We start from the raw sequence: 25278 nt of genomic DNA on the forward strand, positions 1-25278 counted from the left end.
CCAGGCGCACACGCCGCACTTTCAGCCGATCTCGCCGAAATACGCTCATGATCTTGCACAGGGTGTTGCGACGTCAGCCGGTAACAACTGCCGCGTGAGAAAATGCATCTCACGACATCGGGCACAATCTGCAGCAACCATCGATGACTTGGCAGTGCCGCGGAGAGCGAGCCGAGGCGAAGTCCAGTTAAGGGCAACCCAACAACGATACTTTGTTGCAACGTATCGGCTGGAGCCCGGTTTCCTGTCCCATGTGCGACGATGTCGGACATAGGACACCAGTGTCAGAGGCATATTGTTGTTTGCAAACAGTTTTTCCTTTGGCACGGCGGATGCGTGATTGCCCGCCGAACGCATCCGTCCGAGGGAACCCAACGCATGATCACGCTCACCGAGAATGCCGTCGCCGTCATGAAAGCTGCTCTTTCGCGATCCGCCGAGCCGGTGGAAGGTTTTCGAATCATGATCCAGGCGGGCGGCTGCTCAGGCTTCAAATACCTGATGGGGCTGGAAAGCTCGCCGCGCGAGGACGACGCCATAATCGAGGCCGACGGAGTAAAGGTGTTCGTAGACGTCGCATCGCAATTGCAAGTCGCTGGCATGACCGTCGACTTCGTCACGGAGGTCGAATCCGCCGGATTTGTTTTCGACAATCCGAACGCGCAAAAGACGTGCGCCTGCGGAAAATCCTTTGGCTGATCACCTGACTCAAGGGAAAAAGCCATGGGGAACTATTTCGAGATGGTCGAAGAATGTTTCTTCAACGATGTGAATGCCGGCGTTCTTGAGGTCACTAGGGTCGGCGCCATCTCCTGCGGCAATAGGCTTGACCGGATCACAAAAGTCGATGCGGAAGCGATCACTGGCGCGAAATCCCAGTTGTTGCGCTGCAGCTCTGCGATTGCCGCCTTGCCGGAATGTGCCGAGCGCATCGTCGGTACGACTGCCGGCGAAGCGTGCCGCCTGACCCATCGGGAGACGGCGGGGTTTATCGATAGGCTGCTGCAGGAGAGGACGCAACGTCCCGCAATGCGAATTGTTGCAAGGGCCAAAACCCGCGGTATGGGTCGCATCTGGCCTCGCGAGCGAGGCGCACCAGTGTACAAAAGCTTCAGTGTTGATGAAAGGGTGATCATCAGGACATCCGCATCAACTGTCTCGCCACCAACCGGCAAGTCACTCACGACACGCAGCCTGGTAGCAGCGGAGTTACATGTTCCAAAGCATTGGAGGAAATGCTTGTCGGGGGCCGTGCAGCAATGTTCACCGAAGCCCTCACTGCGTGAGAGAAGGCGTGTCGGCAAAACAAAGACCGCCGTCGATGCAAAGTCGACCTGTCGCATCACTGTCAAGGACCTGCGTTCGCCTGAAGCCTGTCGGGACCGCGACACTCCTGATCTCAGCGGTGTTCAGGCTGCCTCACGTCACCACGTGCCTCGGTCCCGTGTCTGGCCGCCTCAGTCATTAAGCGCACGAGCAAGCAAGGGGGTCGAGCACACAAATGTTCACGTTGCTCCCGGCCAGCCGAGAATGCGTCCATGAGATCTATCTATCTGGATAACAACGCGACGACACGAGTCGATCCCGAAGTGGTCGAAGAGATGCTGCCATTCTTCACGGATCAATTTGGAAATCCTTCTTCGACGCACGCGTTTGGCTCCTCCGCCAGCGGGGCTGTTAGGAAAGCGCGCCGGCAGTTGCAGGCGCTGATTGGCGCAGAGTTCGACTACGAGATGGCGTTCACCTCAGGCGGGACGGAAAGCGACAATGCAGCGATCCTTTCGGCGCTTGAGGTGATGCCTGAGCGCACGGAGATCGTGACTTCGACGGTCGAGCATCCCGCCGTTCTGACGCTCTGCGCGGATCTTGAGAAAACGCGGGGCATCAGGGTGCACAGGGTCCCAGTTGATCGCCTTGGGCGGCTAGACCTCGACGCGTACAAGGCCGCGCTCAGCCCGCGTGTGGCAATCGTCTCGATCATGTGGGCGAACAACGAAACGGGTACGATCTTTCCCGCGATCGAACTCGCAAATTCAGCAAAGGAGGTCGGTGCCCTTTTCCATACCGACGCAGTCCAGGCCGTCGGCAAGATTCCAATCGACCTCAAGTCGACTGCAATCGACATGCTTTCGCTCTCCGGCCATAAACTGCACGGTCCGAAAGGGATCGGCGCACTTTACATAAGGCGTGGCGTACCCTTCCGCTCGCTGATCAAGGGAGGGCACCAGGAACGGGGCAGGCGTGCGGGTACAGAGAATACGCCTGGCATAGTCGGGTTAGGCAAAGCAGCCGAACTCGCCTTGAAATTCATGGACGATGAGAACACACGGATAAAATCACTGCGAGACCGCTTGGAGAAAGGTGTTCTCAAGCGTGTTCCATACGCCGTCGTCACCGGCGACCCGCTGGAGCGCTTGCCGAATACTGCGTACATCTCCTTCCACCAGGTCGAAGCCGATGGCATGCTGTTTCTCCTCAGCCGTTATGGGATTGCCTGCTCCTCCGGCTCCGCTTGCAGCTCCCGCTCGCTGGAACCGAGCCATGCCTTGAAGGCAATGAACTACCCTGATAGCGCGGCACACGGGACAATCCGCTTCTCCTTCTCACGCCACAACAGCGAGGAGGATGTGGACCGGGTGCTCGAGGTGATACCCGGGATAGTCGAGAAGTTGCGCGACATGCCCCGATATGGATCGCCTGCGGAAGAGCGGCGATCTGGTCTGCGCTGAGGAGAAGAGGCGGCCTCGGCTCATGAAACGGCAAATCTTTCTCAACGATACCACCATGCGCGACGGTGAGCGGGCGCCTGGCGTCGCCTTCACTACGGCAGAAAAGTTGGGGCTCGCCGAGTCGCTCGCCGCCGCCGGCGTCTGGGAAATCGAGATCGGCACGCCGGGCATCAGCCCCGACGAGATCGAAACAATTCGCGCGGTGGTCGCATTGGGTCTCCCCGTTCGGCTCGTCGCCTGGTGCCGGATGACGTCAGAGGATCTCGACGCAGCAATTGAATGCGGGGTGCCCGCCGTCAATCTGGCCCTGCCCGCATCGGACATCCAACTGACCGGCAAGCTCGGCCTTGATCGGGCAGGAGCGCTCAAAGTCGTCGAGAGGATGGTCGGGCGCGCAGCCAATCGGGGACTCTTCGTGGCGGTGGAATGCGAGGATGCATCGCGCGCCGACCGGGCTCATCTCGCCCATGTGATCGAGACGGCTGCGCGCGCGGGCGCAAGCCGCGTCAGGCTGGCCGACACAATCGGAGTTCTCGACCCCTTCTCGACGTTCGATCTTGTCTCCGAGTTGGCGTCACAGTTCCTGATGGATCTGGAATTTCATGGCCGCAACGACTTCGGCCTTGCTACCGCCAACACGCTGGCGGCGATCCGCGCCGGGGCGTGGCATGCCTGCGTAACCGTCGGCGGCCTGGGCGAGCGCGCCGGCAATGCCGCGCTCGAAGAGGTCGCTGCAGCACTGGCTGTGCTCGACGGCGAAAATATCGGCATTGCCCTCAAAGCGTTACCCGAGCTCGCCGCCCACGTGGCGCGTGTCGTCGGCCGCCGCATACCAGCCATCAAGCCGGTGGTCGGCGCGGATAGCTTCACCCAGGAAACCGGACTGGATGTCGCAGAGCTGCTCAAGGAACCCTGTACTTACCAGGGTCTCGATCCGGCTCTCGTTGGCCGCCGCCAACAGATTGTCATCGGCAAGCATTCTGACGCCACTGCCATTGCACAAGTGCTGAAAGAAAAGGGGCGCGAACTTGACCCGGATCTAGCAGCCGCGATCATCTCCCGCGTCCGCTCCCAGGCGTGCGAGACCAAATCGACCGTCACTGAAACCCAACTGGTCAAGCTTTACGACGAACTATGTCGTGCATCGTCAGACCGCTATCTTGGAAGCGAGTGAGCCGGACAATGTCATTCCGCTCCGCCGGCTTGGTCGATATGGCAGCCGTACGCCGTGAAAAAAGCGTTCCGTGATCGCCGATGACAGTAACGCTCCGGCGTGCTTGCCGATTCTAACGCGCCATCTATCGTCGACCGGAGAATACAATGTGCAAGTGCTCTAATAGGACTGACCATATTAATGCTAGTGACATCCTCGCGCGGCTGAAGGGTCTGTCGGCTGCAGAGGAGTTCTTTGCAGTGCTTGGCGTCTCTTATGACCCGAAAGTGCTCGATGTCTCGCGACTCCACATCATGAAGCGTATGGGCCAATACCTCGCCGAAGAGGACTTCTCCGGTCTACCCGATCAGGTGATCGCGGCCCGGGCCCACGCCATGCTGGAACGGGCCTACGAGGATTTCGCGACTTCATCGCCCCTCAAGCACCGGGTCTTCAAGGTGCTCAAGGATCACGATCCGGATAATCCCGCCACATCAGCCCGCGCCTTTGTCCCGTTAGACTCCGTCCTGAAACCGTTTGGGAGGGAATGAGCGCGTCGCGCTTGCGACAAGATGCTGTCGAAACTCCGACAAACCAGTAGCGGCGCAAACACCCCCTTGTCCGGAAATCTACATTCCTTTCAGTCGCATAGGAGAGTGCGGAGCGTTTGGCACAAATGATGCTGGCTAAAGGCGACGAGCCGGAAAATTAGGACAGGGAAGAGTAAGCGACCGCCATGCACATCCTAATCTGTATCAAGCAGGTGCCGGACTCCGCGCAGATACGCGTCCATCCGGTGACGAACACAATCATGCGTCAGGGGGTGCCGACCATCATCAACCCCTATGACCTGTTCGCCCTTGAAGAAGCCCTCAGATTGCGCGACTGCCATGGCGGCGAGGTCACCGTACTGACCATGGGGCCGCCCATGGCAGAGGACGCATTGCGCAAGGCCCTCACTTATGGCGCCGACCGCGCCGTCCTTTTGACCGACCGGTATTTTGCCGGCTCCGACACCCTGGCGACCTCATTCGCTCTTTCTCAGGCCATTGCGAAGATCGGAGAGACCTTCGGTGCGCCTGACATCGTCTTCACGGGCAAGCAGACGATCGATGGTGACACCGCCCAGGTCGGGCCCGGCATCGCCAAGCGCCTCGACCTTTTGCAGCTCACTTACGTCGCGAAGATCGTTTCGATCGATCTCGATGCGCGCGAGATCACCGTGGAGCGCCGCTCGGAAGGAGGCACGCAGACGCTAATGACCAAGCTCCCCTGCCTCATCACAATGCTGGAAGGCACCAACGAGATCCGCCGCGGCTCGCTCGACGACGCGCTCCGCGCCGCACGCAGCCAGATCGTGAAGTGGAACGCGGCCGACGCCGGCATTGAGGACCTTACCAAATGCGGCCTGCGCGGTTCTCCAACCGTCGTCAAGCGCGTCTTCGCCCCAACTGCGCGGGCCGAAAAAGCAGAGCAGATCGACACCACCGAAAAGACGTCCCGCGATCTTGCTGAAGAGTTGATCGCCGGGATCTTCTCGCGCCAGCCGGCGCTGGAAGACGAGCTCGCCTTCGACGGCGACGATTGATGGCAAGGAGAGCCGATGTTGGACACGAAGCGAGACACCCCTCCTCCAGCCGCTGGCCGGGCCGGCATGAAGAAGGAACTGCCAGAGCATTTCAAGGACTATCGGCACGTTTGGGTCTTTATCGAACTGGAACGCGGCCAGGTTCATCCCGTCTCCTTCGAGCTGCTCGGCGAAGGCCGCAAGCTCGCTGACAAGCTGGGCGTCGAGCTTGCCGGCGTCGTTCTGGGCCCGCCGGGGGAGGCTACCTGGCATGCCGTCGCCGAGGCCTTCGCATATGGCGCCGACCTTGCCTACATCGTCGAGGCCCCACTGCTCGCCGACTATCGCAACGAGCCTTTCACCAAAGCGATGACGGATCTGGTCGAGACCTACAAACCGGAGGTTCTGCTTTTGGGTGCGACGACGCTCGGCCGCGATCTTGCCGGTTCCGTGGCGACGACGCTGTTGACAGGGCTAACCGCCGACTGCACCGAACTCGACGTGGATGCCGACGGCTCGCTTGCGGCAACACGGCCGACTTTCGGCGGCTCCCTGCTCTGCACGATCTACACGCTCAACTGCCGCCCGCAGATGGCCACGGTGCGGCCAAGGGTCATGGCCATGCCGGAGCGAATGAACAAGCCGGTCGGTCGCGTCATTCAGCACGAAGTGCCGATGGTAGAGGAAGAGATCGTCACCAAGGCCCTCGGTTTCCTGTCCGACGGCCAGTCCTCGAACGCCAACCTCGCCTATGCCGACGTCGTGGTTGCCGGCGGTCTCGGTCTCGGCGCGGCCGAGAACCTGAAGCTCGTGAAAAATCTCGCACGGGTGATTGGGGCCGAATATGGCTGTTCGCGCCCACTGGTCCAGAAGGGCTGGATGCCGGCTGATCGGCAGATCGGCCAGACGGGCAAGACTATCCGGCCGAAGCTCTACATTGCGGCCGGAATCTCGGGCGCCATCCAACACCGGGTTGGCGTCGGGGGAGCTGATCTCATCGTAGCGATCAATACCGACCCGAACGCGCCGATCTTCGATTTCGCTCACCTCGGCGTCGTAACCGATGCAATCCGCTTCCTGCCGTCATTGACGGAAGTCTTCACCCATCGGCTGTCGCCGCACAGTCGCGACAAGCTTGCGAACTGAGGAATACGGGCCATGACCGAGGAAAAGTTCGACGCCATCGTGATCGGGGCCGGTATGGCCGGCAACGCAGCCGCATACACAATGGCGAGCCGCGGCCTCAAGGTGCTGCAGCTGGAGCGCGGCGAATACCCAGGTTCCAAGAATGTCCAGGGCGCCATCATGTACTCCAACATGCTGGAGAAAATCATCCCTGACTTTCGGGATGATGCGCCATTGGAGCGGCATCTGATCGAGCAGCGCTTCTGGATGATGGACGACACATCCCACATCGGGATGCAGTACCGGTCGGATGACTTCAACGAGTCAAGACACAACCGCTATACGGTCATTCGCGCCCAGTTCGACAAGTGGTTTTCCCGCAAGGTGCGCGAGGCGGGAGCGACGGTTCTTTGCGAGACGACGGTGACGGAACTCGCCCGGGACAGCGACGGAAAGGTGATCGGCGTTCTTACCGACCGCACCGGCGACATGATCCTTGCGGACGTGGTCGTTCTCGCAGAAGGGGTCAATGGGCTTCTCGGGACGCGGGCTGGCTTGCGTGAGACGCCAAAGCCTCAAAACGTGGCGCTCGCAGTCAAGGAAATGCATTTCCTGCCCGAAGAGGTGATCGACCAGCGGTTCGGCCTGAAGGCAAATGAAGGCTGCGTGATCGAGGCGGCGGGCACCATCTCCCGCAGCATGGCCGGGCTCGCCTTCCTCTATACCAACAAAGAGTCGATCTCGATCGGCATCGGCTGCCTCGTCTCGGATTTCGCCGCGACAATGGAGAGCCCTTACGAGCTGCTCGAAAGCTTCAAGAACCATCCGTCGATCCGGACGCTGATCGCAGGTTCGGAGGTCAAGGAATATGCCGCTCATCTCATTCCGGAAGGTGGTTACAGGGCCATCCCGCAGCTCTTCGGAAACGGCTGGGTGGTGGTAGGCGACGCAGCCCAGCTCAACAATGCGGTGCACCGCGAAGGATCCAACCTCGCCATGACGTCCGGGCGCCTTGCCGGTGAGGCTATCTTCCTGGTCAGGAAAGGCGGGCGGCCAATGACGAAGGAAAACCTCGCCCTCTACAAGTCAATGCTGGACAAGTCCTTCGTCATCAAAGACTTGAGGAAATACAAGGATATGCCTGCCCTTCTTCACACGAATTCCCGCAATTTCTTCACGACTTATCCGCAATTGCTGTCGCAGGCGGCACAGAATTTCATGCGTGTCGACAGCACCCCGAAGCTCGATAAGGAACGGGCAACCACTGCCGCCTTCATCAAGGCTCGTTCGCGATGGGGGCTGGTCGGTGATGCAGTGCGCTTGGCATTCGCCTGGCGCTGAAGGAGAGATGAGATGACGATTGCAGTCACCAACTTACGTGTAGAGGACAAGCTCTACCAGAACCGCTACGTCGTCGACTCAGGACGTCCGCACATTAAAGTGCGACCGCACAAGTGGCCGAGCGCGAACCTCTTCGCCCTGACGAGCGTTTGCCCGGCCAAATGCTATGAGTTGAATGACAACGGCCAAGTCGAGATCACCGCCGACGGGTGCATGGAATGCGGCACATGCAGGATCCTGTGCGAGGCAAGTGGTGAGATCGAGTGGAATTACCCGCGAGGCGGCTACGGCGTCCTCTTCAAGTTTGGATGACGAGGCTCGCGCGCGTATCGGAACCAGCATTCGCTTGTTCAGGTTGTCGAAAACATGCAAAAAGGAGTTGGGGTAATATGCTTCCAAAGTTCAGAAGCAAAAGGTCGCTTGGGAGGAGCACCTGACAACCACTGAGGAATTTCAATGGCTCACATGCTGCGCGGTCGGTTCGAAGAAGGAGGGCGGTCTGGATCAGGCACGAACAACAAGACGGATCCCTTTGTCAGCGGAATTTACCAGATATCGAAAGTCCTGACCGCACCTACCCGGCTGGAGATCACGCTCACCAATGTCGTGAACATCCTCTCCTCGATGCTGGAAATGCGTGACGCAGCAATCGTCGTCCTGGAAAATGAAAACGAGCCAGAAATTGTCGCGACTGCGGGCATTACACCCTCACCTCACTCCGGCAGCGGCCGAGTTGTATCCCAGGCCACAATTGACGAGATCGTTGCTACCGGAGCACCGGTCGTCATACAGGATGCCAGCAAGTCGGAGCTCCTTCAACTCGACCGTCAAGCGTCTTCCATCGGCACCACCATCCCAGGCCGCTTTATTGGTGTTCCGGTAAAGGCCGAGCGCAAAATACTTGGCACATTGTCGATCTTTCGCGTCAGGGGCGACACCATCGACATTCCCCATGACGATGACGTAGGCTTTCTCACAATGGTCGCCAACCTTGTCGGCCAGACGATCTGGCTCCATCGCAGTTTTGGCATCGATGATAAGCGGCTCACGGACGAGGAACGCAGCCACGAGAGCTCTCCCGACGGTGAGCGGAACGACATCGGCGGGCGGTTGCCTGCCAAAATCGACTGGATCGTCGGGGAAAGCCCCGCTGTCAAGGAGGTGCTCGCAACCGTTTCGGCCGTGGCCCCGACCAACACCACCGTACTCCTGCGGGGCGAAAGCGGCACCGGCAAGGAATTCTTTGCACAGGCCATCCATGAGCTTTCACCTCGAAGGAAGAAATCTTTCGTAAGATTGAACTGCGCCGCGCTGCCCGAAGGCGTTCTTGAATCGGAGCTGTTCGGGCATGAGAAGGGTGCCTTCACCGGGGCTATCTCGCAGCGCGCGGGCCGTTTCGAACTGGCAAACGGCGGAACACTGTTGCTTGACGAGATCGGCGAAATCTCGCCTGCATTTCAGGCCAAGCTGTTGCGCGTCTTGCAGGAAGGTGAACTGGAGCGGGTTGGCGGCACCAGAACGCTAAAGGTCGACGTTCGGCTCATATGCGCCACCAACAAGAATCTCGAAACGGCTGTCGCCAATGGAGAGTTCAGGGCTGATCTTTATTACCGCATCAATGTAGTGCCGATTGTGTTGCCGCCGCTCAGGGATCGACCCGGCGACATTTCTCGCCTTGCAAAAGTTTTCCTCAAGCGATTCAACAAGGAGAATGGCCGCGAACTCACATTCGCGCCGGCGGCGCTTGACCTGGTCTCGCAATGCCGCTTCCCCGGGAACGTCCGTGAACTTGAAAACTGCGTGCGAAGGACGGCAACTCTCGCGCCGTCAAGGACGATCGGTCCGTTGGATTTCGCCTGCAAGAACAGCCAGTGCCTCTCCGCGCTTCTGTGGAAGGGACCGAACGGTTTAATCGGCGACAATGGCATCGATGAGCCCACCAGAGAGAGGACAATGTCGGCTGGATCCCCGTTCGCGGCCAGGCGCGACGGCGCCTCTCTAGGCGAGGTCTCCTCCAAGGCCTGTGATCCGAACGATCCTGCCTGCCCTGCAATCGGTGCGCGCCTGACTGAGCGCGAACGGCTGGTCGACGCGATGGAGAAATCCGGCTGGGTTCAGGCCAAGGCGGCTCGCCTCCTCGGCCTCACGCCACGTCAGGTAGGTTATGCCATCCGCCGGCATCAAATCGAGGTGAAGAAGTTCTAGACCTGGTGTGGTCGAACGGCAGGCCCGACCTGCCCTCCTCCCCTCATGCACTCGAGCCGCCCCGCCATCTTACCTCGTGTCTTGTCCATGTCGAATGCCTTACAAATGACTGTCTGGTCGCAAATGGAGGGAAGCGGACAAAAAAGCTAAGCTGTTGAAAAGAGCAGCTCTTTTCATTGGCATGGCCTTTGCTTTCTGAACCGCGAAGTTACGCAGCAACGGAGCCTTCAATGTCCCCACCGATGATTTCGCTCAAGAGTCTGACCAGCACCACGACCATGAACCAGCTGCTGGCCACCGCGAAGTCCACTGCTTGCGCCGCGTCATCGTGCGGTTCGTCCGCAAAGCCGCACGACGTCGAGCCGGCTGTCTGGGAGAAGATCAAGGATCATCCCTGCTACTCAGAAGAAGCGCACCATTATTTCGCGCGCATGCACGTCGCGGTCGCACCAGCCTGCAATATCCAGTGCAACTACTGCAATCGTAAATATGACTGCGCCAACGAAAGCCGGCCCGGGGTCGTCTCGGAAAAGCTGACGCCTGACCAGGCGCTCAGAAAGGTCGTTGCGGTCGCCAATGAAGTCCCGCAGCTTTCCGTGCTCGGCATCGCCGGACCAGGCGATGCCTGTTATGACTGGAAGAAAACAAAGGCGACATTTGAACGCGTGGCCCGGGAGATCCCCGATATCAAGCTGTGTCTTTCAACCAACGGTCTAGCGCTGCCGGACCATGTCGGCGAGCTTGCCGACATGAATGTCGATCACGTGACGATCACCATCAACATGGTCGATCCGAGAGTCGGCGCGAAGATATACCCGTGGATTTTTCATGACCACCGCCGCTTCACCGGGCTGGAAGCCGCCAGAATCCTGCATGAGCGGCAGATGCTGGGTCTGGAGATGCTGACGGCGCGCGGCATCCTCACCAAGGTCAATTCGGTGATGATCCCCGGTGTCAACGACGAGCACCTGCTCGAGGTGAACAGATGGGTCAAGGATCGCGGTGCGTTCCTGCACAACGTGATGCCGCTGATCTCCGACCCGGCGCATGGAACGCATTATGGCCTGACCGGTCAGCGCGGCCCGCGGGCGACCGAACTGAAGGCGCTTCAAGATCGTCTCGGTGGGGGTGCGAAGCTGATGCGCCATTGTCGGCAGTGCCGGGCCGATGCAGTCGGCCTGCTCGGCGAGGATCGCGGCGGCGAATTTACCCTCGATCAGATCCCGGATGAGGTCAGCTACGACGCCAGCAAGCGCGAGGCCTATCGTGAGGTGGTCGCGCGCGAGCGAGACGATCACCTGGCTGCCAAGAAGGAGGCGATCGGAATGATCAAAGCGGCGGGCTCCAACGGATCGCTTCATTTCGCAGTGGCAACGAAGGGCGGCGGCCGAATCAACGAACACTTCGGACATGCAAAGGAATTCCAGGTCTATGAAGCCTCGGCGAGCGGTATCAACTTCGTGGGGCATCGCAAGGTAGAGCAGTATTGCCGCGGCGGCTGGGGTGAGGAACATGCGCTCGAGACTGCCATCGCCGCGCTCGAAGGCATAGATATCGTCCTGTGCGCCAAAATTGGAGATTGCCCCAAAGATCAGCTCAGGGATGCTGGTATCCGAGCAATTGACGATTATGGCTATGACTACATCGAAACGGCCATCAGCGCACTTTATGCCGAAGAGTCTGGGGCCGAACCACTGACGGCCACTGCTTGAGCCCGATTCCAACCGAACGAGGAGCTGAAAATGGCCTTCAGGATCATCGCATCCCAATGTACCCAGTGCGGTGCCTGCGAGTTCGAATGTCCCTCCGGCGCGATCAAGTTCAAGGGCGAGGCCTACGTGATCGATCCGAACAAGTGCACCGAATGCAAGGGAGCTTTCGAGCTGCAGCAATGTGCCTACGTATGTCCAGTGCCAAAGACCTGCGTTCCCGTTCCGGCATAGTCGGGGTTCCCCCCCCGGCACGTGTTGCGCTCCTTTATCGATATCATGCAGTTCAAAACGGAAAGAACGCAATGGGCCTTTCACGCGAACAGGAGGTCGAGATCCGCAAGCCGCCACTTTTCATGCCCGGTGAGCGGGTCCGTGCTACACGCCACGTAAAGAATGACGGCACCTATCCCGGCAAAACCATCGGTGAAAACCTGGTGCGGAAAGGCGACGAAGGCTATGTGCGCGACATCGGTACCTTTCTCCAGCAGTTCTACATCTATGCGGTCGAATGGATCGATCGCGGCACCGTTGTCGGCATGCGCGCGCGTGAACTGACGAGCACTGAGAAAGCCGCCACCGTTGTCAGCGAAGGAACAGCAAGATGAAGGTAATGATCCGCAGAACCAGCGCCGGCTTGTCGGCCTATGTTCCTAAGAAGGATCTCGAGGAGCCGATCATCAAGGTCGAGAATGAAGAGCTGTGGGGCGGGACTGTAACGCTCAAGAACGGCTGGCGGCTCGCCCTCCCTGACCTGCCGCGCGATACGCGTCTGCCGGTCACCGTCGAGGCCAGGAGGATTTTCGACGACGACTGATGCTGCAGATAATCGAGGACAAACGGCAAGAGAAAGCAGCATGAACACGATCGTGACCACCGACAGTCTCCTTTTGGTGCGCAACAGCGATGCGGAAAAGCGGCTTCAACTGCTGAAGGAAGCGCTCGCCGCCGATGCGGTCGTTCCCTATCTCGGTCCGGGTCTTCTAAGGCTCAGCTCTGCGCGGCCGACTGTACCGCACGAGCCGGAAGCCGTCGCGGCGGCACTCAACACGCGGGCGCCAGCCCCCTCCAGAATACGCACCAATATGTGGTCGGTCGCGCAATTCATCGAACAGCGCCGGCATCGCCGGACGCTTCAAACCTGGATGGCTGATATATTCGCATCGCCGGTGGCACCGACCATTCTGCATGCCTGGCTCGCAACGCTACCCCTCTCCCTCATCATCGATAGCTGGTACGACGCGACGATGCGGGCGGCCCTTGCCGAGACCGGCCGAACGGACGTGGTTGAGATACAAGGCGTCACCAGGGCAACCGGATACGGCGACATCTGGACGAAAGCCTACGATTTGTCCGGAAGGGAAATCGGAACCGGATCAGCGGCAAAGACGGTTCTCTACACGCCTCACGGCAGCGTCAGGCCGGCGGCAAATTTTCTCGTCTCGGATTCCGACTATGTCGAAGTCCTGACCGAGATCGATATTCAGAGGCCGATCCCTGAAGCGGTGAAGGAGCGGCGCACCAACAGGGGCTTCTTCTTCCTCGGCTGCCGCTTCAACGACCAGATGCTGCGCACCTACGCCCGACAGATCATGAAGCGTTCCAACGGCCCACGCTTCGCGGTGCTCGATGCGGCAGCGCTGACCAACAACGAACGCCGTTTCCTCGCAGCAAGCGCGATTACGCTCATCGACATGCCGACGGGCGAGGCTGCGGCTCGGCTTATCGGATGAGGAAAGTGCAGCCAAGGAGTGCTGCGGAGACGAAGCGTCCGTCAGGCGTTCGTCGGGCTGTCGATACTTGAAGGCAGTCGCAGCCCCATTGCACCGGACGTCGACCATCTCGGCTATTGAGACTAGAAGTGGTGAGAGGATAGCCGGCTAGGGAAATCTGAAACGTCTCATGACCTCACGTGGAGAGGGCATGCGGGATGCCTCCTGAAATAACACGTCTCGCATCCAGAGGCTTGCCTGATCGCTATTGTGAAGCGCCGGCCATTGGACGGCCTGGTTGAATGCGGGCATTGGCAGCGGAAGTTCTACGATCTGCAGGGGAATAGTTTTTGCGAGCTGATTGACAAGGCGTAAGGGCATCGTCGCTATGCGCTCGGTCCCTGAAAGCATGAACGGAACCATGCTAAAGCCCTGCACGACAACCTCGATATGTCTCTTAAGCCCGTGCTCAAGCAAATACCATTCCTCAATGGAAGGCGTCCGGGCATTCCCGAACTTCACCACAACATGCCCCATCGACATGTATCTCTCGAATGTAAGTCGCTCTGACAGCTGCTTGTTCGAGCGGCAGCCTACGCACACGAGAGTTTCCTCGAACAGGGTCGCCTTAGGATGCGCGCGCGACATGAACAATTCCGGAAAGATGAGAAAATCGGCCTCACCGCGCCGCAGGCATTCATCGTAGTTGTCGGCGAGAGGCAGCAACTCGAAGCAGACGCCGGGCGCCTCCCGGGCAACACGCTTCACGACCTTCTCAAAAAAGACGAGCGCGGCGTAATCGGAGAGAATGACCTTGAAGCAGCGATCCGATTGGGCCGGGCAAAACGGGTCCCAGGAGATGATGGAGATTTGGATGTTCAGCAGGGCCTCGCGCACTGCGGGCGCAAGCCGTTCGGCACGCGGGGTCGGAACGAGTTCGCGGCCAACCATGGTAAAAAGATCGTCATTGAAATAGGTGCGCAACCTGCCGACAGCCGCGCTCATGGCAGGCTGGCTCAGGTTGATGGTGCGTGCCGCCGCCGTGAGATTACGCTCAGCCATCAGGGCGTCGAGTGCGACGAGGAGATTTAGATCAAGGCCCTTGAACCGCATGTCTTCATCTACCCGTCGCGAGGTGTCGAGAAGGGTGACGAGGCTTGTTGGCAGGCAAAAGCTTACCTTCTTCCCAGCGTATCTGCTTCCGACATGGAATTCGTTTTAAGCAAAAGAAATGAAGGGCCATGAGCACGATCGAGCTGACTGCATAGAAGAAATGGGCAGGTGACGTTAAAGCCGGCTGCAGAGCGGCTTTAGCTCTCGATTGCCGCGTCAGACGCCGGCAAAGCCGCCGGTCTCATCAACCTGCTCCAACTGAGGAGGCATATTGACCTAGACCTGCAAGCGAAGTTGCGATCGCGAGCACACATTGGCCTGTCGCATGCGCGATTTTGTGCTTCCGGTTCCAAAGACAAAGCATGGTGAGATGCGGTAGGCCACAGTGCCGAAGCCTCCGACGACGCGCCAAAGTCTTGGACTTGGCGGAGGGGAAGATCAACGACACGACAAGCCCTGTGCCAGCAGCGCCGGCAAAGAGTCCGAGCGCTCCGGCGATAGCGAGAAGAGCATTGTGATTCATTTCCGTGGCGCCTCGCTTGATGCTCTATGTTGAAATTGAATCAGAAGTGCACTTTCGAGACCTTGTCGTTCGGGATACCGGAGAACCAAGGATTCGAGCGACACGGCCTGCGCTTGCAGGACATCAGGGGAAAGTTCCGGCGCCTCAGCATCCCGGCATGCAACTACGGAGCTTGACGACGGTTTCTGAGAAAAAACCAGAGAAAACTCCGCCGCCCTTGGCTGAGTCCGAAGAATAGCCGGCGTGCAGACGTCGTCGAATTTGAGGACATTCTGGTCGTGCGCAATGACAACGCTGAGCATCGGCATCTTACCCCTGCGGCTTCTCTAAGATGGAGCCTGGTTCGCCTCCTCCTACCGGTCACGGCCGGCAGGACACGATTGAGGACGCAGCGGATTAAAATCCGCGGCCATCCAGTGTTGGAATCATGCACGACTGGGAGGTTTGGTCGCGCAGGCGGGCCTCAGTGCCCGGGCTTTCGTCAATGCAGCATTACGCGGTACCGGTAAAATCGATTGTATGGATGGACTCCATTCGCGTTATGGATGATAAACGCAAGCAGCGACCGCCAGTGCTGAGGAGAACAACGGGGCATTGGAACGCTGCCGACCGCAGATTGTCCCTGAACCGAAAAACGAGAGCACCATCGAAAGGCAAATTGCCTGCGTGAAGTCCTATCCGGTTGCGCCGCCGAGCTTTCGACCGCCGCCACCAATGGCCGTTCGAGCATCGCGTAAGCGGCAATGCCCAGAAGCGTACCCGATAGTACCGCCGCGGCCATCGCAAACGCTCAATCGAGGTTGAACGTGGCTACGGCCTTTGCCGCCAAGGAGATTGCGAACGTGGGCCAAAGATAGATTGAATAGGATGCATTGCCGAGAAGGCTCGGGACCCGCAGGCTAGGCACTCGTCCCGCGGCCTCTAACGTCAGCGCGCTGAGGACCAGCAGCACCGCCAGCGGACCGATCATCCATTCGTCGAACGGCAGATGAAGAATATCCACAAGAGCAAAGCCGCCGAATGCCAAGGCCGTCAGCGCCAGGCCAAAGACCACGGGGGCATCCTACCCTTCAGCCAGAGCCCGCCTATCATTCCGGCTACGAACTCCAGAAATGACGGCCCGCGTATAGGTCAGCACCACCGCGTTTTTCGCAGCGGACTTCGAGACCCGCAATCACCAGCAGCAGGAAAAGGCCGACGACAGCCGGCAGACGCCAGTAGATCGGCACGACGCGGCGGATGCGATCGGCAATGAACTTCGCGGGGGCCAACGGTCGGCGCTCGCTGATGACCCACATGACGAAGCCGCTGATGACGAAGAAGACATCGGCGCCTGCCGCACCGACAGCGAAATGATGCCCGGTCCTCTCGGCAGCGTGAAAGATCACGACAGCGAGGGCGGCGCCGGCCCGCAGATACTGGATCGCCCGGATTGTCCCCATCGAAGGCCTCCTAACTGCTATCGCGGCACTCACCCACCACCATATGCGGTGGCTTTCACAGTCCCCCAATGCCCGCGGGCCATCCTTCAACGATCATTGGATCGGAAGATTTTGCATCCGAACGGATGCACGTTCGTCCCAGTACGCAAAGGAGATGCGACTTTCGCGCACAGCGAAGACGCCACATCCTCGCCGGCCGGATGGATCGCGCCATTCGAGTACTGCGCTACCACCTATTTCGTATATGACCTCTGGAACGCAGGTCATTCCCGCGACCGCGAAATCCTCCTCAAACATTTTCTGGATTGCAAAGCGACCTTCGACAGAACGCTGCTTTGCTGGAAGGTGCAGGGCATCTTCCCGATATAGTTCTGCGACGGCGATCGCATCACGCCTGTTGAAGCGTCTAATCCACTCTTCGACCATTTCACGCGGCTTCATAGGGATGTTCCTTCCGCCGGGCAGGATCATCGGAGCACGCTCTGAAAGACGGCTCCTGACAGTAATAGGAGACACTCAAGAACGCCTCGTCAGTGTTCAAGAACGTTGGTCCCGCACGCCCTAGCAAGACACCTTGGCGCGTGCCGCGTTGACACATCATAGACTGCCGCTCCCGTATTGAGCGCAATTCGTTCCAAGACTTCGCAAAGGGGCGTCATTTCTCCTCCATCCATTGGTCGAGGAATGCCTCGATCTTGAGCGCAAGGGCGACTCGGTCCTCTTCGACCGTCTTCAGATGCAGGTCCGGATTTTCCGGCGCTTCATAGAGTGAGGAGACGCCGGTGAAATTTGCGATTTTTCCCGCAAAAGCTTTCTCATAGAGCCCTTTGGGATCGCGGCGCGCGCACTCGTCGATCGGCGTGTCGACGAAGATCTCGATGAACTCGCCCTCTTCCATCAATTCGCGCGCCATGCGCCGCTCATCGCGGAATGGCGAAATGAAGGACACGAGCACGATCAGCCCGGCATCGGCCATCAGCTTGGCCACCTCGGCAACGCGGCGAATGTTCTCGACGCGATCCTCGTCGGTAAAGCCCAGATCCCGATTGAGCCCGTGGCGCACATTGTCGCCGTCGAGCAGATAGGTGTGCTTGCCGCGGGCATGCAGGATCCGGTCGAGCGTATTGGCGATCGTCGACTTGCCGGAACCGGAAAGCCCGGTAAACCAGAGCACGGCAGGACGCTGGTTCTTCATTGCGCTGCGCGCGCTTTTGTTCACTTCGAGTGCATGCCAATGGACGTTGTCGGCGCGGCGGAGCGGGAAGTCGATCATGCCGGCGCCGACGGTGGCGTTTGTCACACGGTCGACGAAAATGAAGTTGCCAGTCGCCCTGTTGTCCTTGTAGGCGTCGAAGGCGATGGGTGACTGCGTCGAGATGTTGCAGACGCCGATCTCGTTCATCTGTAGCGATTTCGCGGCTTCGCGGACGAGGCTGTTGATGTTCACCTGATGCTTGAGCGTCGTCACCGTTGCGTTGACGCTGTCGGTTTCGGTCCTGAGGATGTAGCTCCGCCCCGGGAACATCGGACTTTCATCCAACCAGATCACATGCGCCTGGAACTGGTCGGCCACGTACGGCTGCGCGGCAGCGGGGACCAGCATGTTGCCGCGCGAGACATCGACCTCGTCGGCAAGGACGAGTGTGACGGCCTCTCCTTCCCCTGCCGCCTCGCGATTCCCGGCATAGGTCACGATCTCCTTGACTGTGGATCGCTGGCCGGATTTGGCAATGACCACCGGATCGCCGACGGAGATATGGCCCGATGCAACCTGACCCGCATAGCCGCGAAAGTCCGCATTCGGCCGCATCACCAGTTGGACTGGAAACCGGAACGGCCGCTCCTTTGCGGGTGGGTCGAGATCCACTGTTTCCAGGTATTCGAGGAGTGCGAGCCCCTTGTACCACGGCGTGTTTACCGAGGCCGAGATTACATTGTCGCCATAGCGCGCCGAGATCGGGATCGGCTGGATGCTGACAAAGCCGAGTTCCCTGGCAAAGGCCAGATAATCGGTTGCGATCTCGTCGAAGACCTGCCGGCGGAAGTCGACGAGATCGATCTTGTTGACCGCCAGCACGACGTGGCGAATGCCGAGCAGCGAGGCGATATAGGAATGCCGCCGCGTTTGCTGAAGAATGCCCTGGCGGCTGTCGATCAGGATGATGGCGAGATCGGCCGTCGAGGCGCCCGTCACCATGTTGCGGGTATATTCCTCGTGGCCGGGCGTGTCGGCGACGATGAATTTGCGCTTCGGCGTGGCGAAATAGCGGTAGGCGACGTCAATGGTGATGCCCTGTTCGCGCTCCGCCTCGAGGCCGTCGAGAAGCAGCGCCAGGTCGATCTCATTGCCGTTCGCCGCCCCGACGCGTCGGAGATTGGCCAATTGATCCTCGAAGATCAGCTTTGCGTCGTAGAGTAGCCGGCCGATCAGCGTCGACTTGCCGTCGTCGACGGAGCCGCAGGTGATGAACCGAAGGATCGATTTGTTGTCGTGCTCGGCCAGTTGCGCCTCAATGTCATGCGGCGGTATCGACGGCATATACGACATCAGAAGTACCCCTCACGCTTCTTCTTTTCCATCGCCGCGACTTCGTCAGTGTCGATCAGGCGACTGTGCCGCTCCGAGGTGCGTACGGTCATGATCTCCCGCACAATGTCCGGAACCGTGGCAGCCTCGGAGTCGATCGCGCCGGTCAGTGGGTAACAACCGAGCGTACGGAAGCGGACCATCCGCTCCACGACCTCTTCGCCGGGTTCAAGCGGCATACGGCTGTCGTCGACCATGATCAGCATGCCGCCGCGGCTCACCACCGGCCGGCGCGCCGCAAAGTAGAGCGGCACGATCGGGATATTCTCCTGATGGATGTATTGCCAGATATCGAACTCGGTCCAATTGGAGAGCGGGAACACCCGCATCGTCTCACCGGCACCGACGCGGGTGTTGTAGGTCTTCCACATCTCCGGCCGCTGGCGCTTCGGGTCCCAGCCGTGCTGGGCGTTGCGGATCGAGAACATGCGTTCCTTGGCCCGCGACTTCTCCTCGTCCCGCCGCGCTCCCGCCAAAGCCGCGTCGAAGCCGTATTTCTCGAGGGCCTGCCTCAGCGCCATCGTCTTCATGACGTGGGTGTGCAGGTTGGACCCATGCGTAAAGGGATTGATACCCTGCTCGACGCCGTCCTGGTTGACATGGACGAGAAGTTTGNTCACTTACCCCTCCGGCATCAATGCGTCATCAAGCTCGAAGAATCTCGCGTAAGGTCCGCCTGCGAAATGACGCCGCAACTCTTCGAAATTTTCTACCGTGTCGTCCAGCGGCCGCTGTTCCAGGCGCTGAAGGGTACCACTGCCTGAAAGTTGCAACGCAGGAACGCCCAGAAATCGCCAGGCCGTTTCCAGGCATGCGGTAGGTTCACGCAGAAGTCTCTCGTACTCGATCTCCAGCAACCTGCTCGAAGCGAAGGAGTCCGCGACGCGGGCATGAAACTCATCAGCGGCCCTGAAGTAGTCCTCGCAGGATGCGATCGACAAGTTGACGCGTGGCGGCGGAGCCGTATCGTCATCCGAACTGAATTTCAGCCATTGGCGGCTTTGCCTTGCCTGCACCAGCGAACGCAGCGACTCCAAGGTGTTCCTGCGAGACAAAAGGATGACCTTGAGCCCTGGCCAACGCGCCAGCTCGTTGAAAAAGCTTGGACGTTCCTGAAACTGCGGTTCGTTGATCTTGCATCCAACATGCGTGACCTCCTTGTCGCTCCGCGTGGGAAATCGCAGATAAGCGAGCTCCAGAAGCTCGCGATCGCTGCGTAGCAGGCGATCCTTATCGGGCCAATTCGCGTCATACGTGTTAAGGAGCTCACCGTTGCTCAACACGTTCGCATGCTCATTCAGCAACTCTTCGAGGTAGTGCGTTCCAGTTCTCGGCATTCCAAGGATCGCAAATGGCTGAGGCGCCGGTGCGGTGTGGGTCATTGCACGTGTTCCCGACTCAAATAATTCGTGAAGGTTTGGGTGGCGCCAGCATGACGAACTCGCCCACCCCGTTCCGCGCGAGTCCAGTTTCACCCGCGTGACTTACAGAAAACCAAATTGGCGTATGTTGCAGCAGGAGGCCGCCCCGGCTCATGGCGCTGTCGTTCCATAGCGCTGATAGATCGATTGGATACCATCCAGGACTTCGCGTGAAAGGTTGACTTCCAGGCTGGCGATGTTGTGCTGCAACTGCTGCACGGAGGTGGCCCCTATCAGGGTCGTTGCCACGAATGGGCGGCCTCTGACGAACGACAACGCCCCGTGCACTGGATCGATGCCATGTTCGCGGAAGAGCGACGTATATGCGAGCGCCGCGTGCTGAGCCCTCTCGTTGCTGTAGCGGAAGAACCGTCCGAACAAGTTCAGCCGCGAGCCAGTTGGCCGGTGGCCCCCCAGGTATTTCCCGGTGAGCGTACCCATCGCGAGCGGCGAATAGGCGAGGAGCCCCACCTGTTCGCGCAGAGCCATCTCGGCGAGACCATATTCGAAATCCAGGTTGAGCAGATTGTAGGGATTCTGGGTGCTTATCACGCGCGCCAGCCCTTGTGCTTCCGCGTGATGCAGGAAGCGCGCAAGGCCCCAAGCTGTCTCGTTGCAGAGCCCGATGTGACGAACGCGGCCGCTCTCGACGAGCGCGCTCAACGCTTCCAGCGTCTCCAGGATCGGAACAGTATCGTCGTCCAGCTCGTACTGGTAGTCGAGCAGCTGGAAGACGTTGGTGCTACGATCTGGCCAATGCAGCTGGAAGAGATCGATATAATCCGTCTCAAGCCTTTGAAGACTGGCGTCCACGGCCTCGAGCAGATTGGCGCGAGTGTAGCTGACCCGGCCGTCGCGCACATAAGGTAGGTTCGCTTTTCCTACCCGAGCAGGCCCGACGGCTTTTGTTGCGAGCACAATGTCCTGCCTGCGGCCGGTCTTTCGTATCCAGCTGCCGATGTAACGCTCCGTCAGGCCATGCGTCTCGAGGCGGGGCGGCACGGGGTACATCTCTGCGCTATCGACAAAGTTTATGCCGGCATCGAGGGCCGCATCCATCTGCGCGTGCGCCTCCGCTTCGGTATTCTGCTCTCCCCAGCTCATTGTGCCCAGGCCAAGCACGCTTATCTTCAGACCGCTGCGGCCAAGTTCGCGAAGCTGCATCGCGATTCTCCTTCTCGTGTGGTCGTGAGTAGCGTCAAGACATCAGGCGCCGACGAAACAGTGCCGCCGACAGAAAGAACGGCAAGATTGTGTAGAGGCAAAGCGCGCCCATATGCAGGCCTATGCTGCCCGCGGGGCGGCCAAGCATTGCCGGACGTATGAGGTCGATTGCATGCGATAGTGGCAAGAATTGCGCTACCTGCTGAAAGGTCTGGGGCAGCTGCGTGATCGGAAACACCGCGCCGCACAAGAACAGCATTGGTGTGAGGACGAGCGTCTGGTAGAAAATGAAGTAGTCGTAGCTGGGCGCAAGCGACGTGACCACCATCGCCAGGCTCGCGAAGGCAAATCCAGTGAGCACGATGACCGGTAGCGCATAAAGGACGGACGGCCACGTCGCATAGCCCAGCACGGTGGCGACAATCATGATGCCCGTACCGGCGAGAAACGCCTTGCTGGCTGCCCATGCCAACTCACCGAGAACGATGTCCCCGAGTGTCATTTGTGTGTAAAGGATCCCTTCCCAGGTTCGCTGGGCGTTCATCCGCGCGAAAGCCGCGTAAATCGTCTCGAATGTCGCAGCCGTCATCGCGCTTGTCGCCACCATGCCGCCTGCAAGGAACGCAACGTAAGACGTGCCGTCGACGCGACCTACAACAAGTCCGAGGCCGAGGCCGAGGCCGAACAGGTAGATCATAGGATCGGCCAGGTTCCCGAGAATTGACGCAAGTGCTACCTTCTTCCAGGCCAGATAGTTGCGTCGCCATACCGCGATCCAGTTCCAAGCGTTGGCGGGCAGAGCCGCGGCACAACCTTCACCCATAGCTCACTTCTCCATCTCTCGACCGGTCAGCCGCAAAAACACATCCTCGAGATTCGGCGGACGCTGCAGGACACGCAATCCTGCGCGCTCGCGCAGCCGCACTCGCACCTTTTCCGGATCGGGCGCGTAGCAAAAGAGTGTCTCACCGCTGATTTCGATGCGATCGGAATATGGTCTAATCAGAGAGTCCAGTTCATGCGGATTGCCGCCATAGATCTCGATGACCTCGCACCCGATCAGTTCATCGATCAGCGCGTGCGGACGTCCTTCTGCGATGTTGCGACCTCTTTCGAGCACGCAAAGCCGATCGCATAACCGCTCAGCCTCTTCCATGAAGTGGGTCGTCAGGATAATCGTCTTGCCGCGCGCCAGCAGGAAACGCAGGCGCTCCCAGATGAGGTGGCGCGCGTGCGGATCGAGACCGGTGGTCGGCTCGTCCATGACAAGCAGCTGCGGGTCATTGATCAATGCACGTGCAAGCGTCAGGCGCCGCTTCATGCCGCCCGAAAGTTCGGAGACCCGCGCATCCACCTTGCTTTCCAGGCGTGCGAACTCAAGAAGCGACGGCATGACCGCCTTGACCTTGCGTGTGTTCATGCCGAAGTAGCGTCCGTAGACCAGCAGGTTCTCGCGTACGGTGAACTCAGGGTCAAGGTTGTCGAATTGCGGGACCACGCCGATGCCCCTTCGCGCCAAGCGAGCCATTGCCGGCACCGGCACGCCGAGCACAGTAATCTTCCCGGCATCAGGCGCTGTCATGCCGAGGATCATACGCGCAATCGTGCTCTTGCCCGCGCCGTTCGGTCCAAGCAGCCCGAAGCATTCCCCCGGGGCAACACTGAACGACAGCTTGTCGACCACAACCTTGTCGCCATATGTCTTGCTCACGCCGGAAAGGTCGATTGAAAACATGGACATGCGCTCATCTTGCCGTGAGGGCGACGCCGTCGGCTGGCGCTTCTTGGGTTACCTGCGTTTTCGTATAGAGCAGGCCGTCGCACCATACGTGTTCAATGCGTCCCCATTCGCAGGCTGCGGCAGCATCCGGGAAGAAGCCCCGTCCATGGTAATTGGCACTCGTGTTGCAAAGCAGCGGAATGCCCGTCAGCTTTTCATATTCGACGATGAGCTCGGCGACTTCATGTAGAGAGTGCCTGGATATGGTCTGCAATCGTGCCGATCCATCGAGATGGACAACAGCCGGAATTTTGTCCTGCCATTCCCTCCGCGTCTGATGATCGAACAACATATAGGGATCCGGAGTTCCAGGGCTGAATATATCCGGCGCCCGGTCCTCCAGGCATATCGGCGCCACGGGCCGGAAGTGTTCGCGAAATTTGACGTCGTTCAGAAAATCCTTCATTTTCCGCGAAGTCGCGGCTGCCAGAATGCTTCGGCCTCCCAACGCTCGAGGCCCAAGCTCGGCGGCCCCGGAAAGGAAAACCACGGGCTTGTTGCTGGCGAGGATGGTGGCAAGTTCGGGCATGCCGCATAGCTGGGCCTCCCATCCCGGCGGCACACGCCCGATCTGCAGGGCCGGGCCGCTGTAGACCGACCATTCCAGGGGCACGAAACCTTGCTGCTCCACCATTGCGCAGCAAGCGGCACCGATTGCCGAGCCGCTGTCATTCGGAAATGGCGGTACCCAGACGGCATCGAACAGGCCGGTCTCCCGCAGTGCACTGTTCCATTTGATATTGAGACCGCAGCCCCCAGCTATACACAAGTTCTGAGGTCCCGGAAACGAATGGCGCCGCACAGCATTTGTCATTTCCTGGACAAGGAGACGCTCAAGGAAGAGATGAAACGACGCAAGCACGTCTTCCGGTGCCTTCGTCTCCAAACGCACCACGCTGGCTTCGAAGAAACCATGCACAGCTGCGAGCGAGGACTCGGCGTCCGTGATGTTGGCGCGGTAGCGGCTGGCAAGTGCCGTATCGGCCGCAAAGTGCTCCTCGTAAAGCTCCTGAAATACCGCGACGATATCTTCGTCAACCGAGCCGAGCGCGATATAGGCCATCAGCTTGCCAGCCACCCCTAGGTCCCAACCTCCCCGGCTCGCCTTCTTATAGGGTCCGAAATAATGGCCCGCCGCGGCGTAGGCTTGGCCTATCACCGGGAACAGGCTTTCGAGGAACCGTGCGCCTCGGCCGTCCACATGATAGAGGCGCGGAAAGATGCAGCCGTCCCAAACGAGGCAGAATGCGGGTTGTCCGGTGTTGGCGAAGGGGCTGGTGCAGTATGCGGAGGCCACGTGGGCCGTAACATGAGGATAGCTCTTGTAAGGAAACGCCCGGTCATCGAGAATGAGTCCGGAGCCGTCCAGGGATTCGAGAAGGCCATTGGCATGGCGTTCGACATAAGGCGCCCCTTTTAGAGTTAAGGGTGCCACTCCACTGAGGACCTGGAACTGTGACTCGTCCTCACCATCCCAGCCGTCGATAACGAATTGATCGATATCGCGCGGATTGAGACCGTGTTGCGCCAAAGCGGCGACAACTGCGTCGAGATTGTCGACGGTTTGATATCGCGGATTGTTGTCCCGCTTCTCCTGCTCAATGCAGAAGACGAGCCGTCCGTCCTCGACAAGCGCGATCGCCCCGTCATGGGTCAGCTTGATACCACAGATGCGCATAGTGTCTCCATGTCTAAAGTCGACGGTTC

The 25278-nt window shown here is 59.4% G+C and carries 23 protein-coding genes and 2 pseudogenes; 15 read left to right on the forward strand and 10 right to left on the reverse strand.

Translation table 11 applies throughout. The features are described from left to right. Window positions 1–378 precede the first annotated feature (378 nt). From ATC00_RS22270 to ATC00_RS22340, 15 genes are all read left to right on the forward strand, one after another. Window positions 379–699 carry an iron-sulfur cluster assembly accessory protein gene (locus tag ATC00_RS22270; protein ID WP_064254483.1) on the forward strand — a complete coding sequence of 107 codons (321 nt, stop codon included), beginning with the start codon at window positions 379–381 and terminating at the stop codon, window positions 697–699. Between the two features lie 42 nt (window positions 700–741). After that, window positions 742–1542 (forward strand): iron-sulfur cluster assembly scaffold protein, encoded by an 801-nt coding sequence (locus tag ATC00_RS34145; protein WP_412458415.1) that lies wholly within the window; start codon window positions 742–744, stop codon window positions 1540–1542. Beyond that, complete coding sequence (gene nifS / locus ATC00_RS22280) at window positions 1539–2729, forward strand: cysteine desulfurase NifS (RefSeq protein ID WP_064254485.1); 1191 nt, start codon at window positions 1539–1541, stop codon at window positions 2727–2729. Before ATC00_RS34145 ends, nifS begins: the two co-directional genes overlap by 4 nt. A gap of 22 nt (window positions 2730–2751) precedes the next feature. Further along, window positions 2752–3903: a homocitrate synthase/isopropylmalate synthase family protein gene (locus ATC00_RS22285; RefSeq protein ID WP_064254506.1), complete on the forward strand. Its 1152-nt coding sequence runs from the start codon at window positions 2752–2754 to the stop codon at window positions 3901–3903. Window positions 3904–4049: 146 nt separating this feature from the next. Then, the gene (nifW, locus tag ATC00_RS22290) at window positions 4050–4433 is read left to right on the forward strand and encodes a nitrogenase stabilizing/protective protein NifW (RefSeq protein ID WP_037390211.1); all 384 of its coding nucleotides are present in this window, start codon (window positions 4050–4052) and stop codon (window positions 4431–4433) included. A gap of 185 nt (window positions 4434–4618) precedes the next feature. Beyond that, a complete protein-coding gene (locus tag ATC00_RS22295; protein ID WP_037390212.1) occupies window positions 4619–5470 on the forward strand; it encodes an electron transfer flavoprotein subunit beta/FixA family protein in 852 nt (283 codons plus the stop codon). A 15-nt stretch (window positions 5471–5485) separates the two neighbouring features. Then, window positions 5486–6595: an electron transfer flavoprotein subunit alpha/FixB family protein gene (locus ATC00_RS22300; protein WP_064254486.1), complete on the forward strand. Its 1110-nt coding sequence runs from the start codon at window positions 5486–5488 to the stop codon at window positions 6593–6595. Between the two features lie 12 nt (window positions 6596–6607). Beyond that, on the forward strand, window positions 6608–7915 hold the full coding sequence (locus ATC00_RS22305; RefSeq protein ID WP_037390214.1) for an FAD-binding protein: 1308 nt from the start codon (window positions 6608–6610) through the stop codon (window positions 7913–7915). Between the two features lie 12 nt (window positions 7916–7927). Next, window positions 7928–8227 carry a ferredoxin family protein gene (locus tag ATC00_RS22310; RefSeq protein WP_064254487.1) on the forward strand — a complete coding sequence of 100 codons (300 nt, stop codon included), beginning with the start codon at window positions 7928–7930 and terminating at the stop codon, window positions 8225–8227. A 144-nt stretch (window positions 8228–8371) separates the two neighbouring features. Further along, window positions 8372–10120: a nif-specific transcriptional activator NifA gene (gene nifA / locus ATC00_RS22315; protein ID WP_064254488.1), complete on the forward strand. Its 1749-nt coding sequence runs from the start codon at window positions 8372–8374 to the stop codon at window positions 10118–10120. A 230-nt stretch (window positions 10121–10350) separates the two neighbouring features. After that, window positions 10351–11832: a nitrogenase cofactor biosynthesis protein NifB gene (gene nifB / locus ATC00_RS22320; RefSeq protein ID WP_064254489.1), complete on the forward strand. Its 1482-nt coding sequence runs from the start codon at window positions 10351–10353 to the stop codon at window positions 11830–11832. Window positions 11833–11862: 30 nt separating this feature from the next. After that, window positions 11863–12063, forward strand: coding sequence for a 4Fe-4S dicluster domain-containing protein (locus ATC00_RS22325; RefSeq protein WP_064254490.1), 201 nt, complete (start codon window positions 11863–11865; stop codon window positions 12061–12063). Between the two features lie 71 nt (window positions 12064–12134). Beyond that, on the forward strand, window positions 12135–12437 hold the full coding sequence (locus ATC00_RS22330) for a nitrogen fixation protein NifZ (RefSeq protein WP_064254491.1): 303 nt from the start codon (window positions 12135–12137) through the stop codon (window positions 12435–12437). Further along, entirely contained in the window at window positions 12434–12646 is a 213-nt protein-coding gene (nifT, locus tag ATC00_RS22335) for a putative nitrogen fixation protein NifT (RefSeq protein ID WP_064254492.1), read from the forward strand. The genes ATC00_RS22330 and nifT overlap by 4 nt, the downstream gene beginning before the upstream one ends. Before the next feature lie 40 nt (window positions 12647–12686). Beyond that, complete coding sequence (locus ATC00_RS22340) at window positions 12687–13562, forward strand: SIR2 family NAD-dependent protein deacylase (protein WP_064254493.1); 876 nt, start codon at window positions 12687–12689, stop codon at window positions 13560–13562. Window positions 13563–13709: 147 nt separating this feature from the next. On the opposite strand, the gene nodD1 is transcribed toward ATC00_RS22340, so the two are convergent. The 10 genes and pseudogenes from nodD1 to nodU all read right to left on the reverse strand — a co-directional run bounded on the left by nodD1 (window position 13710) and on the right by nodU (window position 25249). After that, entirely contained in the window at window positions 13710–14654 is a 945-nt protein-coding gene (gene nodD1, locus ATC00_RS22345) for a transcriptional regulator NodD1 (protein WP_037390222.1), read from the reverse strand. A gap of 1004 nt (window positions 14655–15658) precedes the next feature. Continuing rightward, window positions 15659–16619, reverse strand: a pseudogene (locus ATC00_RS33145) (acyltransferase family protein). Window positions 16620–16712: 93 nt separating this feature from the next. Continuing rightward, window positions 16713–17060 (reverse strand): YybH family protein, encoded by a 348-nt coding sequence (locus ATC00_RS22360; protein ID WP_037390286.1) that lies wholly within the window; start codon window positions 17058–17060, stop codon window positions 16713–16715. Between the two features lie 214 nt (window positions 17061–17274). Then, on the reverse strand, window positions 17275–19167 hold the full coding sequence (gene nodQ / locus ATC00_RS22365; RefSeq protein WP_064254495.1) for a bifunctional sulfate adenylyltransferase/adenylyl-sulfate kinase NodQ: 1893 nt from the start codon (window positions 19165–19167) through the stop codon (window positions 17275–17277). Continuing rightward, window positions 19167–19821: sulfate adenylyltransferase subunit CysD (gene cysD / locus ATC00_RS22370; RefSeq protein WP_153045273.1), on the reverse strand; the 655-nt coding region annotated here is incomplete at its 5' end. The genes nodQ and cysD, both read right to left, overlap by 1 nt. Before the next feature lie 5 nt (window positions 19822–19826). After that, complete coding sequence (locus tag ATC00_RS22375) at window positions 19827–20588, reverse strand: sulfotransferase (RefSeq protein ID WP_064254496.1); 762 nt, start codon at window positions 20586–20588, stop codon at window positions 19827–19829. A gap of 150 nt (window positions 20589–20738) precedes the next feature. Continuing rightward, the gene (locus tag ATC00_RS22380) at window positions 20739–21791 is read right to left on the reverse strand and encodes an NADP(H)-dependent aldo-keto reductase (protein WP_064254497.1); all 1053 of its coding nucleotides are present in this window, start codon (window positions 21789–21791) and stop codon (window positions 20739–20741) included. A gap of 34 nt (window positions 21792–21825) precedes the next feature. Next, complete coding sequence (locus ATC00_RS22385; RefSeq protein ID WP_037390228.1) at window positions 21826–22614, reverse strand: ABC transporter permease; 789 nt, start codon at window positions 22612–22614, stop codon at window positions 21826–21828. A 3-nt stretch (window positions 22615–22617) separates the two neighbouring features. Then, the gene (gene nodI / locus ATC00_RS22390) at window positions 22618–23532 is read right to left on the reverse strand and encodes a nodulation factor ABC transporter ATP-binding protein NodI (protein ID WP_037390229.1); all 915 of its coding nucleotides are present in this window, start codon (window positions 23530–23532) and stop codon (window positions 22618–22620) included. Beyond that, window positions 23499–25249 (reverse strand): annotated as a pseudogene (gene nodU, locus ATC00_RS22395) (nodulation protein NodU). Before nodU ends, nodI begins: the two are co-directional and overlap by 34 nt. Window positions 25250–25278: the final 29 nt, after the last annotated feature.

The organism is Sinorhizobium americanum, from assembly GCF_001651855.1.
GTDB classification, from domain to species: domain Bacteria; phylum Pseudomonadota; class Alphaproteobacteria; order Rhizobiales; family Rhizobiaceae; genus Sinorhizobium; species Sinorhizobium americanum.